12 protein-coding genes are annotated in these 13,729 nt (G+C 37.2%); 3 read left to right on the plus strand and 9 right to left on the minus strand.

Annotated elements, in window-relative coordinates; genetic code table 11:
- Positions 1-270: 270 nt before the first annotated feature.
- Positions 271-1,773, minus strand: coding sequence for a sensor histidine kinase (locus EKM66_RS10810; RefSeq protein WP_125764505.1), 1,503 nt, complete (start codon positions 1,771-1,773; stop codon positions 271-273).
- Between the two features lie 3 nt (positions 1,774-1,776).
- A complete protein-coding gene (locus EKM66_RS10815; protein WP_125764507.1) occupies positions 1,777-2,526 on the minus strand; it encodes a response regulator transcription factor in 750 nt (249 codons plus the stop codon).
- A 100-nt stretch (positions 2,527-2,626) separates the two neighbouring features.
- Between EKM66_RS10815 and EKM66_RS10820 the strand changes: the two genes are divergently transcribed.
- Positions 2,627-3,403 (plus strand): Cof-type HAD-IIB family hydrolase, encoded by a 777-nt coding sequence (locus EKM66_RS10820; RefSeq protein ID WP_125764509.1) that lies wholly within the window; start codon positions 2,627-2,629, stop codon positions 3,401-3,403.
- A 145-nt stretch (positions 3,404-3,548) separates the two neighbouring features.
- Here the strand turns inward: EKM66_RS10820 and EKM66_RS10825 are convergent, their stop codons facing one another.
- Entirely contained in the window at positions 3,549-4,541 is a 993-nt protein-coding gene (locus EKM66_RS10825) for a zinc-binding alcohol dehydrogenase family protein (RefSeq protein WP_125764511.1), read from the minus strand.
- Between the two features lie 96 nt (positions 4,542-4,637).
- The gene (locus EKM66_RS10830) at positions 4,638-5,360 is read right to left on the minus strand and encodes a hydrolase (RefSeq protein WP_125764513.1); all 723 of its coding nucleotides are present in this window, start codon (positions 5,358-5,360) and stop codon (positions 4,638-4,640) included.
- A 304-nt stretch (positions 5,361-5,664) separates the two neighbouring features.
- On the opposite strand from EKM66_RS10830, the gene EKM66_RS10835 reads away from it, so the two are divergent.
- On the plus strand, positions 5,665-6,213 hold the full coding sequence (locus tag EKM66_RS10835) for an NADPH-dependent FMN reductase (protein ID WP_125764515.1): 549 nt from the start codon (positions 5,665-5,667) through the stop codon (positions 6,211-6,213).
- 203 nt (positions 6,214-6,416) lie between these two features.
- On the opposite strand, the gene EKM66_RS10840 is transcribed toward EKM66_RS10835, so the two are convergent.
- Positions 6,417-9,119: a glycoside hydrolase family 3 protein gene (locus EKM66_RS10840; RefSeq protein ID WP_225426601.1), complete on the minus strand. Its 2,703-nt coding sequence runs from the start codon at positions 9,117-9,119 to the stop codon at positions 6,417-6,419.
- 414 nt (positions 9,120-9,533) lie between these two features.
- On the opposite strand from EKM66_RS10840, the gene coaBC reads away from it, so the two are divergent.
- Positions 9,534-10,736 carry a bifunctional phosphopantothenoylcysteine decarboxylase/phosphopantothenate--cysteine ligase CoaBC gene (gene coaBC / locus EKM66_RS10845; protein ID WP_125764517.1) on the plus strand — a complete coding sequence of 401 codons (1,203 nt, stop codon included), beginning with the start codon at positions 9,534-9,536 and terminating at the stop codon, positions 10,734-10,736.
- 94 nt (positions 10,737-10,830) lie between these two features.
- Here the strand turns inward: coaBC and EKM66_RS10850 are convergent, their stop codons facing one another.
- The 4 genes from EKM66_RS10850 to EKM66_RS10865 all read right to left on the minus strand — a co-directional run bounded on the left by EKM66_RS10850 (position 10,831) and on the right by EKM66_RS10865 (position 13,703).
- Positions 10,831-11,040: a hypothetical protein gene (locus EKM66_RS10850; protein ID WP_125764519.1), complete on the minus strand. Its 210-nt coding sequence runs from the start codon at positions 11,038-11,040 to the stop codon at positions 10,831-10,833.
- A 187-nt stretch (positions 11,041-11,227) separates the two neighbouring features.
- Positions 11,228-11,638, minus strand: coding sequence for a prenylated flavin chaperone LpdD (gene lpdD, locus EKM66_RS10855; RefSeq protein WP_125764521.1), 411 nt, complete (start codon positions 11,636-11,638; stop codon positions 11,228-11,230).
- Positions 11,638-12,213, minus strand: coding sequence for a UbiX family flavin prenyltransferase (locus EKM66_RS10860; RefSeq protein ID WP_125764523.1), 576 nt, complete (start codon positions 12,211-12,213; stop codon positions 11,638-11,640). The genes lpdD and EKM66_RS10860 overlap by 1 nt, the downstream gene beginning before the upstream one ends.
- A 14-nt stretch (positions 12,214-12,227) precedes the next feature.
- Positions 12,228-13,703, minus strand: a complete 1,476-nt coding sequence (locus EKM66_RS10865) for a UbiD family decarboxylase (protein ID WP_125764525.1) — start codon at positions 13,701-13,703, stop codon at positions 12,228-12,230.
- Positions 13,704-13,729: the final 26 nt, after the last annotated feature.

Genomic DNA, 13,729 nt, shown 5'->3' on the forward strand with positions numbered 1-13,729 from the left:
ACTCCCCGTGAATACAGAGAGCATGCCTTAGCAGCTTAATAATATTTAATTTTGTCTAACTTTTGTGTTGCACTTTAAAAATATTAATATTTTCCCTGTCTTATTTTTCGACTTTTAAAAGAAAATCAGTGGAGTTGCAATAATTCCATAACCAATAAAATTTATTTTGAATCTCAGAATCACTCTTGTCATATGGAGACAACCAACCAATTTCCTATACAAAATAAAAAAAGAACCAATTGAAGAAATCTCAATCAGTTCTCTTATCACCTAATCAGGTACCTTATCCTTATCAATCTTATGTTCATAACCTTCATCAAATAAGGTCACGGTAAAGGTAGTACCTTCATTCAGCTTACTCTTAACGTGGATCTCTCCACCATGATTCTCAATCAATTGATGAACAATAGACAATCCCAAACCTGACTCACCATATTTCCTATTCTTACGTGATGGATCAGCCTTGTAATATCTATCCCAGATATTCTTAACTTGATCTTCAGACATACCAATACCAGTATCCTGAATCTTGAATATCGAGGCACGTCGATCATCAGCACGATATCCAGTAACGGTGATTTCACCGTTATCAGTGAATTGAATTGAGTTCTGCATGATATTGAACATAACTTGGACGAATCTATCGTAGTCAGCGTATGTTTCTAATTCATCTTCTGGAGTCTCCAGAATCAATTTATCATTGGATTCTTCAGCCTTCTTTTGAAGCTGAGAAACAATATCCTTCAATGGTGCATTCGCATCGAAGACACGTTTTGCCAAAGTAATTTGATTAGTCCGAATCTTTTCGTAATCAAGATTCTCATTAACTAATCTGATCAGACGATTGGTTTCATTACGCATCAACTGAATACTCTGCCCCTTAGACTCTTCCGGAATAGCATCATAAGCTAATCCTTCCAATAAGCCATTAATTGTCGTCAACGGCGTTCTCATCTCGTGAGAGGCATCTGCCATGAACTCTTTTCTACGTTGCTCTTGTCGCTTAATTTCCTTATCTGAGGCTTCTAGTGACTTAACCATGGTATTGAAATCATCAGCTAAGTCATCCAATTCATCCCTATTCTTACTTTCAATATGAACAGAGAAGTCATTATTGGCAACCTTTCTAGTGGCTCCACGCAGTCGATTGATTCGATTAACTTGATAACGTGACAATAAGAAGCTAAGAATAATCGCTGCTAATAGAGATATAAGTAACGCAAAATACAAGCGCTTGTTAATTTCTCCAATATTGGACTGCAATTGGCTAACATCAGAACCAGCCCAAACAGCGGCAACCAACTTACCATTTTGGAACCATGGTGTTAGCACATAAACATAACTCAAGTTATCCTTCTTATTACTTAGTCGCGGATTACCTTCTGAGCTTTCAGGCTTCTGAATATTTCTGATTGTCTTACCTTGTTTGAGCTTCTTCCAATAAGATTGCTTCAGATGAAGTTTGACATTTGAAGGTGGTGTTGGATAAACCTGATCGTTTTGATAATCAAAAATAGCAAACTGAACATTTCTATCAGACAATACTTCTTCGACAGTCTTAATATTATCCCCAGTAATATTATGGATCTGTCCTGTTTTTGAATCAGTTTTGAGCGCTATTTTTTCCATATTCCCCGCATAACTCTCAAGATCTTTATAAGTACGATTGTATTCAGAAGTAGTAGACGTACTTGTGACTGAATACAAAATAATACCTAGTGTCGTCAGGATCACGATCAAAAAGCTAAACATATTTTGATAAATTAATTTCATAATCTAGTCAACCTTACGTCCAGAATCATCAAACTTGTAACCCACACCCCAAACGGTTTCGATAACCTGTGGACCAACCTTTTCGATTTTTTGACGCAACTTCTTAATATGTGCATCAACAGTTCTTTCTTCACCAAAGTAGTCATAATCCCAAACTTGCTCTAGCAATTGTTCACGAGAGAACACCTGCTTAGGCTTGCTTGCTAGAGTCTTCAATAAATCGAATTCCTTAGGAGTCAAATCTGGAATTTCTTTATCGCCTAAAAAGGCTTCACGTGTATTTGAATTCAACTTGAAGTAACCAGTATTAACGTCAAATCCGTCATCAACTGGTGCTTTTTCTGCTGCAGTTGAGCTTGTATTTTTAGATGCTTCTTCAGCAACGTTCTCGTTTCTGCGATGGATAGCCTTCATTCTAGCAATCAAAGTAATTGGGCTGAATGGTTTAGTAACGTAATCGTCAGCACCAAATTCAAGTCCCAATACTTGGTCACTCTCAGTGTCACGAGCTGTAAGCATGATTATTGGAACAGTCTTTGAAACTTTACGGATCTCCTTGGCGACTTCCATACCGTCTTTACCGGGAAGATTAAGATCCAATGTGATCATATCCCAGTCATCAGGTGATTCATTGAACATATCGACAGCTTCATTGCCATCATAAGCAAAGTGAGCATCCCAATTTTCTTTTTGAAAAAACATACTCATCATTTCAGATACTGACTTATTATCTTCAATCATTAAAATTTTCATTTACGTTCACTCCATCTACTTTCAAATTAAGACTATTACTATCATGATAAACTTGATACTATATATTTAGTATAAAAATATAAATTAAGTTGGTGATTTCTTGAATAATAATTACAAAGGTACCGTATTCTTCGACTTGGATGGTACGCTTCTCAACGCTCATTCTAAAATGGACGATGATGTTTCTCAAGCCATTCACAGGCTTCGTGACAATGGTTATCTACCCGTTATCAGCACAGGACGTGCTCCTAGTGAAATTCTTCAAGCAACTGAACCTACCGGTATTGATTCTTACGTTACCTTTAACGGTGCATTGGTAAAATCAGCCGGTCGTACGATTTATAAGAAAACAATTGCTCCTGAAACCGTTGCTAAAGTCATCGAAAAAGCAAAAGAATACAATGATATTATCACAATGCATTCAATTGATAAAACTAGGACAACACGTAGTGACCCATTTATGACTGAATTCTATAATTTAGTCAAAATTCCTGTGCCAACTGTTGATCCTAAGTTCTACGAAAAAGAAGAACTACCAATGATTTTGGTCGTTACTCCTGACGGTCCAGAACGATACTCTGAAGCCTTCGACAATTTAACATTCTACAAAACTGGCCCATATGCGATCGACACGATTTCAAAAGGTGTCAGCAAGATGAATGGTATCAAACATCTGTTGAGTGGATTAGAACTTGACCAAAAGCCAGTTTATGCTTTTGGTGATGGTCCAAATGATTTATCTATGATCAAAGAAATCAAGCACAGTGTTGCCATGGGTAACGGTATTGATTCAGTTAAAGAAGCTGCTGAATATGTAACAACTGCCAATATCGACAATGGTATTATCAACGGATTAAAGCATTATAATTTAATTTAGTTTTTATTTAAAGCTGGGGATTTTCCCTGGCTTTTTTGTTTGCTTTTTTGCCGCTTACGGTTACGAGATATCAACAAAAAATGATTACACAGACAAAAACCCGGAGGTTTCATTACTTTCAACCGTAGGTGACTCATACTCTAATTTACTTTATAACAACAACCTTACCCATCATATGACCAGCTTCAACCAACTCAGTAGCCTTAGTCAAGGTTTCCACGTTTAGTCCATGAAGTACCTTAGTGGTTGTGGACTTAATTGAACCATCATCCAAACCTGCAGCCAATTCTGATAAATAATCTCCTTGTGTAGACATTGAATCAAGATTATAGAATGCCTTGGTAAACATCCACTCCCAAGCAAAATCAACGGATTTTTGCTTTAAATCACCAATTTGAGAATTACGTAAATTAGTAATTGTTGCAAAAGTTCCAAATGGTTTGATCAATTCAACAATTTCTTTCCAATGCGGGTCATTGTCGCTTAGACCAATAATGTAATCAACATTTTCAATTCCAAGATCACGAACTTGCTTGATCAGGTCTTCATGATGATTGACAACTAAGTCAGCACCAAGATTTTTGACCCAATCAACTTTTTCTGTAGTCGAGGCAGTAGCAATAACTTTCAACCCAGCTCTGTGAGCCAATTGTGTGGCAATTGAACCAACACCTCCAGCACCATTGATGATAAGGATAGTTTTACTACTATTATCAGCTTTAGGATCAATATGTAACTTCTCGTACAGCAATTCACTGGCCGTGAGAGTTACCAATGGCATGGCAACACTTTGTTCAATAGGAGCCTTAACCGGAGCTAAGGCAACAATACGTTCATCTATTAACTCATATTCTTGATAGCTGCCATCTCTTGTATGATCACCGGCGAAGAACACTTTGTTTCCGATGTTGAATTTGTCAGCTTGATCACCTGTAGCTGTGACTTCACCATACCCATCGAATCCTAAGATCAATGGCTTATTGCCACCTTCAAACCCTTTTCTCGTAGCGATATCAACTGGATTAATTGATATTCCTTCTATCTTAACCAAGATATCTTTACCAGTTGGAGTAGGAATATCTTTTTCAAATTCTTCTAAACTACTTATCTTATTATTCGTTACACCATACGATTTCATGTGATCACCTCGTAAACTTCATTTTACAACAAAAGAGGAGTATGACCTAATAGTCATACTCCCCCTATCTGATAAGCCCCCAAGACTTATCTTGTATTAACCGACGATTTCGACGGTTGCACTTGTAATTCCATATGAAGGAATCATGCTGTTAGGCATTGCGACGTCAATCTGATAAGGATTGCTATAAGCAAATGTTCCCGTATCATTGACTGTTCGATACCAAACGTCACCTTGTGCAGTTGTAATTTTCAAGCGTGATCCACGTGGAATAACGCCTAGATTTGTTGCGACACCACTGTAACCCATGTTTGATCCAAGTACCGCTGGATCATAAAAACTGATTTTAAAAGTACCAACAGTTCTTGATGTTGTTTGTACTGGTGGTTCAGCTGCAGCTTGTGTAACTGCCCCCTGTGTTTGCTGAGCCTGTTGTGCTTGTTGTGCTTGTTGTGCAGCTGCTGCCTGTTGGCGTTCAGCTTCAATAGCTTGATCTTCTAATGCTACTGCGTCTACTTGTTCTGATTGTTTTGATTCTTCAGATTGTATTGCAGTAACATCTCCCATTTCATAGTCTCTTTCGCTATTTTCAATTCCAGGAATGAATTCCTTACTTCCTGGTAAAGAGACCTTTTTATTAAAACTTTCTTGTTTGTCCTTTGATGATTCTGACAAGTTTGAAAGATTTACAAAGTCTCCTGCATTACTTACATTTTGATTACTGTTTTGAGCGTCAGCTTGAACGGTAGTATAACCTACCAAACCAACTAGCATTAATCCTGCGAAAAATAATGCGTCTAATCTAAATTGCTTTATCAACTAATCCCCCCGGTTTTCTTAATCACAAGAGAGAACTATACAAGATAAATGTTTCAGTTGTATTACGCTGAGAATAAAAAAATCGCTGAGGAAGTCATTTTTGTAATATCCCTGTAATGAAGTTCAAATCATTGATTATTATTTTGAATAATATGAATTTATTTTCAAAACAGGACAGATTGTGAATTCGTCACAAATTTGAAATCACCTTTGCGGAAAAAATGTTACCGTTTACGAGAACAATTATTTGTCAAAAAAATCTCATCATGATAGTTTGAATATATAAGGAATTGGAGGAAGAAATATGTCAAAAAAAATTGCTGTACTTGTAGGTAGTTTGCGTAAGGGTTCATACTCACGTCAAATTGCTAATAATTTAGTGGGAATGTTCCCAAGTGAATACAAACCAGAATTCGTTGAAATTGGTGACTTACCTCTATATAACGAAGACTTAGATACACCAGGAAACGTTCCAGCTGCTTGGACTAAGTTTAGAGATCAAATGAAGGAAGTTAGCGGTGTATTATTCGTAACACCTGAATACAACCGTTCAGTACCTGGTGGACTGAAGAATGCTATTGATGTTGGTTCACGTCCTTATGGTGAAAGTATCTGGGATAAGAAGCCAGCTGCTGTTGTTTCTGTATCACCTGGTGCAATTAGTGGTTTCGGTTCAAACCATCACTTACGTCAATCATTGGTATTCTTAAATATGCCAACACTTCAACAACCAGAAGCATATCTTGGTAATGTTACAAATATGCTTGATGAAAATGGTAAGGTTTCTGAGAAGTCAGTCGGGTTCTTGCAAAGTATCATCGATGCTTATGTTGAATTACTTAATAGATATTAATATTTATACAACCAGTAGTCGAAAATAGAACAAGAGGAAGCTGTGACATAGCTACATAAATCACTAAACTTGCAGCGTAAACGCGCAGCAAAACACAACTTCTTCTCTTTAACCATAAAAAATCCCGTATTTACTTAGTAAATACGGGATTTTTTTAAGTTATACTCAGAAGTTAAACGTGTTTTGCCACGCTCTATTTTTGTTTACTCAAAATACGGCAACAATTCCATACCTTGATTATATTTAATTTCTTTTAATCCATTCAATTGTGCAAATCGATCTGTTCTCATGACTACACTCAAAATACTCATAGCCGAATTCTGTAAATCTCCGATGTACAAATCATTGTTATCTTTCCAATTACCCTTCAACAGCAAAGTATCATTGTCGATAATCTGAACAGCTCCATCTAATATCGACTTCTTCATGCTCTCATTTATCTTATCCGAAACCTTAACACGAATATAATTTTCACCATCAGCATCAGGTTCAAAATCATTCCACAAATTCTCATATTTAGGTTTTAACGTTGCGACATCAAACGACTTGCGAATGGCAATACTGCCGTCACTATCGAATTCCGGCTTCAAATCGTCCACCGCTGCAAATAGCTTATCTTGCGAGCCACCGGGCATGATTAAATCATTTCCAGAATGCATACTGTGCCTTGGATCAGCAAGGCTGAACCAATCAGTCATAACTAATCCTTGGAAGTCCCATTCATCCCTCAATATATTAGTCAACAGCTCATAATTCTCACCAGAGAATGTTCCGTTTACTTCATTATACGAAGACATGATTGCCATCGGTTGTGCTGATTTAACAGTGATTTCAAAGTTCTTCAAGTAGATTTCTCTCAAAGCCTGTTCGCCGATAATACTATTACCAGTATTACGATCAGTTTCTTGATTATTACCTAAGAAATGCTTGATGACAGTCCCAATACCGGGATGATCTTGTACACCAGCTGTTTCTGCTGCAGAAATTGTTCCAGATAATACTGGATCTTCAGAGAAATATTCAAAGTTACGTCCACCAAGTGGATTACGATGAATATTCATTCCTGGTGCCAACCACATTGTTACTCCGAATTCTTTCATCTCAGTACCAACAGCAAATCCAACTTGTTTGACCAAATCACGATTCCAAGTTTGAGCTAGCATAGTTCCGATTGGCCAAGCGGTCGCATATTGATACTTAGTTTCATTATCTTTCTTGTATTGATTCATCAAACGTAATCCAGCTGGTCCATCGGCATTAACAGTCGCAGGTATTCCGGCACGTTTATTGGCCGTGGTTTCACCAGCAGCACCAGGAACCAAAGCTGAGGCATTACCAACGACACTTCCCGCTGTATCAGGTTTCCATGAACCCTCCACGAGATCAATTAATTCTTTTTTGGTTAAATTACCAACAAAGTCTGGTAATGACATCTTATTATTAAACACGTCTAATAGATCCACAGAAGAACGTTTTGTGACCATTGTTAGTGTCTCATCGTAATTTTTACCCGGCAATTCAGTGTCTGCATCATTATTAAATGTTTCAACTTTGCCCACATCAGAATATTTAATAACTTCTGTGGCCGGAAAATTCTTAGCCTTAAGTAATAAGAATGGAACACCGCCGACTTGCTCGAATCCAACTTTGTTATTAACTAATTCAGTCGGATCGTCCGTTGGCATTAGTTTTTGTTCAACTTGTTTCAAAACAACTTTTTGATCTAGCTTCAACTCAGCTACAACTTGAGTGTTTCTTGAACCATTTCCGATCCTAACTAAATAAATTCCAGGAATCATCACGTATTGTGCATTTTTTTGATCATACACGGATAGATTCTTTGTATCAAATTTCATTGTGACTGTTTGATCATCATTTGGTTTCAATAATTCAGTTTTGGCATATGCCTGCAAACTTTGATAAGGCGTTGATATATCAGACTTAGGAGTTGAAACATATAATTGAACGGTTTCTTTACCTGAGAACGTTCCACTGATGTTTTGTACATTTACTTTAACATTTACATATTCTTCATTTGCGGAAACCTTGACTGTATCCAACAAGAACTTGGCGTAACTTAATCCGAAACCAAATTCATACCTAGGCTTAATATTAAAACTATCGAAATATCTATATCCAACGTATATTCCTTCGTTATAACGGGGATTCTTCTCACCAAAATACTTCGATGAAGGATAATCTTCGTAATTAAATGCCCACGTATCAGTTAATTTACCAGAAGGAGTCACAGTGCCGTCCAAAACTTCAGCAATTGCATCACCTGCATCCATACCAGGTTGTGATACGAGTAAAATACTGTCTAGTAACGGACATTGTTCGACAAAACTAGTATCGATTACTCCACCAACGTTAAGTATCAAAATACTCTTTTGATAATACTCACTCAAACGTTTAATGTTCGACAATTCATTATCGGTCAGCTGATAATCGCCCTTTTCATTCTTTCGATCATGCCCCTCACCAGAGCTTCTCGAAATGACATAGATGCCTGTAGGAGCGTCCTCAAACTCACCAATTTCCATATCGTCCATTGAGAAGGCGGGTGATAAAAGTGCCATCAACGAGTCACCCAATTTGTCATAATATTCTTTTTTCTTGGAATCATAATATCTTTGAAATCTCATTAACCAAGATTTAGTCGTGATTTCAAAATTGTGCGTTTCAAGTCCCTCTATAATAGAAGAAACATGACGCTGATTCACATCTCCAGAGCCTGTACCTCCTTTGACAGTAGCAAAAGCACCACTTCCATACAGTGCAACTGTTTTATTGCGTAAGGGCAAAGTCTTATTCTCGTTTTGTAGTAAAACCATACCTTCTTGAGCTGCTTTTTTAGATAAGTTTAAATTATTAATTTCTCTTTGTGACATATTCTGTTCCATCATTAATCACTCCTTAAACGAGTTACATGAAACAAATTATCGTATTTCATTTATCCTCTACCACTAGGTGGAAACATTTTCTACTATTGATTTTACACTTTCTTATAACAAAATAAGAGCGTGTGAAACAAATGATTCAATTTCCACACGCTATTTTTTAAATTTTTTAATAACAAACTTGTTCAATAAATAAATAACTATAATTATTAACAATGCAATTAAAATTTCACTCAAAATGAAGTTCATTCCGAATGTACTCTGCAAAAATTTTAAAATTGGATTATTTACCAAAACAATTAAAATCATCGCAACTATAATGTCTAACGTAAAAGTATTCATATTATCCTCCGCATTAGATTAATTATAATCCAACAAAAACCTGTATAATATAGTAAGAAAGTAATTTGAGGTGACTATATGTTAAAAGGGAAACATATTACTATTTACGTTACTGGCGGTATCGCCGTTTACAAATCATTGAATGTCGTTCGTGAATTGATCAAGAATCAAGCAGAGGTTCAAGTTGTTATGACACAAGCGGCACAGAAATTTGTTACTCCACTAACATTTGCAACACTGAGCAAGCGTCCTGTTCTGACTGATAACTTTGTAGCTCAATCTACACAAGACGACTTCATCCCCCATATCAAACTGGCCCGTTGGACTGACTTGGCAGTAGTTGTTCCTGCTACAGCCAACATCATCGGTAAACTAGCCAATGGTATCGCAGACGATTTAACATCAACTACATTGATGGCAACAAATGCACCAAAGCTGATTTTTCCAACAATGAATACAACTATGTGGGAAAATCCCGCAGTTCAAAATAATATCAACAAACTTAATCTAATGGATATTAAAATCGTCGACCCCGACTCCGGATTCTTAGCCGAAGGTGAGGTCGGTAAAGGTAGATTACCTGAATTAAATACAATTATGATTGAAATATTCAAAATGTTTACCAAACCATTACTTGCCGGAACTAACGTCGTCGTCACAGCTGGCGGAACAAAAGAAGCCATCGATCCAGTCCGATTCATCGGAAATAATTCATCTGGCAAAATGGGAATTGCGATGGCCAATGTTGCAGCCGATATGGGTGCCCATGTCACATTGATCACAACAGTTCACAACAGATTAAGTTCTCCAAATCTGAATGAAATCAAAGTTTCAACAGCACTAGAAATGCAAAAAGAACTCGAAAATCATTTTGAAAGCAGTAACGTCTTAATCATGGCAGCGGCTGTATCTGACTTCAGGCCTGTGCATAAAGCTGATCAAAAAATCAAGAAAAATGATGATAAAGACTTATACACAATCCAATTACAAAAGAATCCCGATATTTTGAAAGAAATATCCAAAAAGAAAAATCATCAATTCGTGGTAGGCTTCGCAGCTGAAACTGAGAATCTTATCCCTTATGCCAAAAAGAAATTGTACGATAAAAACGTCGATATGATCCTAGCTAATGACGTATCTAAAGCTGGTTCAGGCTTTAACGTCGATACTAATGAAATAACTTTGATACGTCGTGATAAAGAACCTGAAACTTGGCCATTAATGTCTAAGAGTGACATTGCTGCGAAGTTCTGGGAATATTATGAAAAGAATATCAAATAAATAAAGACATTGCCGCAATCGGCAATGTCTTTATTTTATTCCAATTTATATCTTTAACATTTGTAAATCCTGAATTATCTTTTCTCCCTACCGTTTAATATGCAGTAACACCAATATAAGCAAGTATACAAATCCCAAAAATAATAATAATCATCGAAATCAATACAGATGACCACATTACAAATGGCACTGTTGACGATTTCATATTGCCTTCTTTTTTCTCAAGTTCAAAGAAAGTATGTGATCCTATTAATTGATAAACACCTATCGCAATAGCAGTTAATCCCAGTAATAGTATGAACATTTCGCTCATCCTCTTTATATTTTTGCCATGATAGTAGTTCCATTTATGGTTAGATACCAGTGAAGTGCTTATGAAATTAATTATATACATTGAATAATGTTATGACAGCTCCATTACCCATTGATCCATAACAGAAGCAAGTCGGAAACAACAAAAAGACAGCTAAACTCGAACTGCCTCCATTAAACTATTCTGGATTTTCAGTGTCACTATAATAAACCGGAACTGGAGCATCGAAATCATACTCCTCAATCCAATTTAAGATTTGTTTACCCATATCATTTGCCATACTTCCCGACACCATTATTTGCTTCTTAGAAATATGATTTACATGAACACCGGCAGTGATAGTGCAACTTCCGGGCAACTTGGATTGAATGATTTTGCCAACTTGCTGCGCTAGAACATCATCCTTATGGAACCTTCCGTCATGACTTGGGAACCTTGTCGTCTCCATATCACTACTTGCGCTTAAAGTTGTAACAGTCCCAATATGTGGATTATCTCCACCAGTTATTTCAATCATAATATCTTTACCAATAACTGACACATTTGCAATCATGGTGTAATTTTCTTTGGTTACTTGAAATTGTGACATCAAATCCCCTCCCAACGTCCATCTGAATCATTATCAATTCTCAACGCATCGAGTATTTTCATAGTTTGATGATCGACTAAATCTTGAATGGTCTGAGGATGATTATAGAAGGCTGGAATTGGTGGAATCATCTGCACGCCCATTCTTGATAACTTCGTCATATTTTCCAAGTGAATTGTATTCAAAGGAGTTTCGCGTGGAATCATGATGAGTTTTCGTTGTTCTTTCAAAGTGACATCTGCTGCACGTGAGATCAAATTATCACCGATACCGACTGAAATACTAGCAACTGTCTTCATACTAGCTGGTACAATGACCATTCCATCTGTCAGAAACGATCCACTGGCAATCGTAGCTCCAAGATCACCATCATTGTAATAGAAATCAAGCATATTACGAATATCTTCCAATGAATAATCAGTTTCTAACTGAAGATTCTTCTTGGCCCAAGCACTAAAGACTCCATGTGTTTCAACGTTAGGAATCCTCTGTAATTTCTTGATCAAATCTATCGCATAGATAGTACCTGAGGCACCAGTAACTCCGATGACAATTTTTTTCTTACGTTCAGGCATTAATGTCACTCCTTTTATTTCAAATATTTTTTCCAGTCGTCAACCTTTTTGAAGCTAGCACGTTTGAACTGCTCTTTCATATCGAATGGAACAGTGCCATCGAAGATAGTTTTAGAACTCATTCCACGGAAACGAATTGATTTAGGATCATACTCTGGTCTTTCTGATGGATCCAATGGGTGATTTCTCATCCCTGGCAATACCATAATATCCTTATCACCTTGGAATCTTGTATTCAAAGTCCAGACAACATCATTCATGTCGAAGATATCCACATCATCATCAACCAAGATAACTGTCTTCAATTCTTTAAAAGCTGACAAAGCTAAGATTGCAGCTTGCTTTTGAATGCCTTCATCCGCTTCAGTCTCCTTATGTATCTGCATGATAGTCATCAATTTACCGCCACCAGCTGGTGGATTATATACGTTAACGACTTTTCCAGGAATAGCACGGTCAACGAGTTCTAGAATGCTTGCTTCTGTAGGAATACCAGCCATTGATACGTGTTCTTCACTAGGTCCAATTGTTGTCTGCATGATTGGATTATCTTTTCGATGAGTAATGGCTTTGACCTTAACGACATTAACACTAGGATTCGCATCACCATCATATCCAGGGAATTCAGGCATCGCTTTACCGGTGTTAGTGTTAATATCCTCTTGCATAGTCTCATTTGGCATTATTTCCGCTTCAACCACATATTCAGCACGAGCAATTGCGTTCTCGTCCACAGCCACACCGTCCACAATTTGAACAGGTTGATTTCGCAACGCACCGGCAACCCACAATTCATTGTATCCAAGCGGAGTTGTAGGTGGCTCAAATGTCGCACCGATGGTGATTGCAGGATCAAGTCCTATATTGATTGTAATAGGCATTGGCTTATTCAACTTCTCAAATTGTTTCTGGAAGTGTCCAATGTGGCGACCACCTGGCATGATATACATTCCGATGGTATCTTTGTCTTCCAATACCATACGATGAATCGTAACATCACTCATTGTCTTGTCAGGGTCTGATCCGAAGACGACACCCATTGTGATATAAGGACCAGCATCATATTCTGTGTTTGTGGGAGCTGGCAAAATTTTTCTAATATCAAAGTTTTTATCAGTTGCTAAGTGAACAACTTCTTGTACAGGAGCATTCGCTTTTGAAACTTTGATCGGTTTAACTGGATTTTCAACTGAATCTTTCAACAAGCGGCCGAGCGTCTTGTAGTCATGATGCAAAATCATTCCGTCACGCTTACGACTAGCCATCGCACCAATAAGTACACGTGTTTTGGGGAATCCTTTGACATTATTGAACATCATAGCTGGACCTTCTTTAGTAGGTCTTTGCACTGTACCACCGGCACCAATGTAACGATATACACCAGATAACTCTGCATTGGGATCCACTGCCACGTTTGTTTCGTGGTATTGTCCAGGTTGTTTCTTTAATTCATCAATAATTTTTCTCAAATCATATGGTTGATCAGTCATCAAATTACCTCCTCTGAATTTATAAG

Source organism: Companilactobacillus hulinensis, assembly GCF_003946555.1.
Taxonomy (GTDB): domain Bacteria; phylum Bacillota; class Bacilli; order Lactobacillales; family Lactobacillaceae; genus Companilactobacillus; species Companilactobacillus hulinensis.

Bases quoted from the DNA above. Each gene is read 5' to 3' on its own strand.
- EKM66_RS10860 (WP_125764523.1), bottom strand. From the start codon at position 12,213: ATGCCTGAACGTAAGAAAAAAATTGTCATCGGAGTTACTGGTGCCTCA.
- coaBC (WP_125764517.1), top strand. From the start codon at position 9,534: ATGTTAAAAGGGAAACATATTACTATTTACGTTACTGGCGGTATCGCC.
- EKM66_RS10810 (WP_125764505.1), bottom strand. From the start codon at position 1,773: ATGAAATTAATTTATCAAAATATGTTTAGCTTTTTGATCGTGATCCTG.
- EKM66_RS10825 (WP_125764511.1), bottom strand. From the start codon at position 4,541: ATGAAATCGTATGGTGTAACGAATAATAAGATAAGTAGTTTAGAAGAA.
- EKM66_RS10815 (WP_125764507.1), bottom strand. From the start codon at position 2,526: ATGAAAATTTTAATGATTGAAGATAATAAGTCAGTATCTGAAATGATG.
- lpdD (WP_125764521.1), bottom strand. From the start codon at position 11,638: ATGTCACAATTTCAAGTAACCAAAGAAAATTACACCATGATTGCAAAT.
- EKM66_RS10865 (WP_125764525.1), bottom strand. From the start codon at position 13,703: ATGACTGATCAACCATATGATTTGAGAAAAATTATTGATGAATTAAAG.
- EKM66_RS10835 (WP_125764515.1), top strand. From the start codon at position 5,665: ATGTCAAAAAAAATTGCTGTACTTGTAGGTAGTTTGCGTAAGGGTTCA.
- EKM66_RS10850 (WP_125764519.1), bottom strand. From the start codon at position 11,040: ATGTTCATACTATTACTGGGATTAACTGCTATTGCGATAGGTGTTTAT.
- EKM66_RS10840 (WP_225426601.1), bottom strand. From the start codon at position 9,119: ATGATGGAACAGAATATGTCACAAAGAGAAATTAATAATTTAAACTTA.